This is a genomic window from Morganella sp. HMSC11D09 (assembly GCF_001807955.1).
Lineage (GTDB): Bacteria > Pseudomonadota > Gammaproteobacteria > Enterobacterales > Enterobacteriaceae > Morganella > Morganella morganii.
The window spans coordinates 777-1,090 of sequence record NZ_KV791714.1 but is presented as its reverse complement, the minus strand read 5'-3'; the positions used below and the strand labels follow the sequence as shown (position 1 = coordinate 1,090).

Annotated in this window: 1 protein-coding gene; it reads left to right on the top strand. The window is 56.4% G+C overall.

Annotation, left to right across the window (positions count from 1 at the left end; genetic code table 11):
* On the top strand, positions 1 to 314 hold a 314-nt coding region (locus HMPREF3119_RS18315), incomplete at both ends, for an HK97-gp10 family putative phage morphogenesis protein (RefSeq protein WP_070580511.1).

Genomic DNA, 314 nt, shown 5'->3' with positions numbered 1-314 from the left:
CAGCGGATATGCTGCGGGATGAGGTCCGGCGGAGCGCTCCTGTCAGGACCGGAAAACTGGCGCGTAATATCGTTACCGGCGGTCAGCGGAGCCGTTATAAAGGTGAGGTTGTCTCCGGTGTGTACATCCGGGGAACCAATGCCGCCGGAACCAACAGCGACAACACACTGAAAGCGGATGATCCGCGTAATGCGTTTTACTGGCGTTTTCTGGAAAACGGCACATCCAAAATGGCACCACAACCGTTTATCCGTCCGGCATTTGACGGTAAAGCGGATGAGGCAGCGGATCTGGCGCTGAGCAAACTCAGTCAG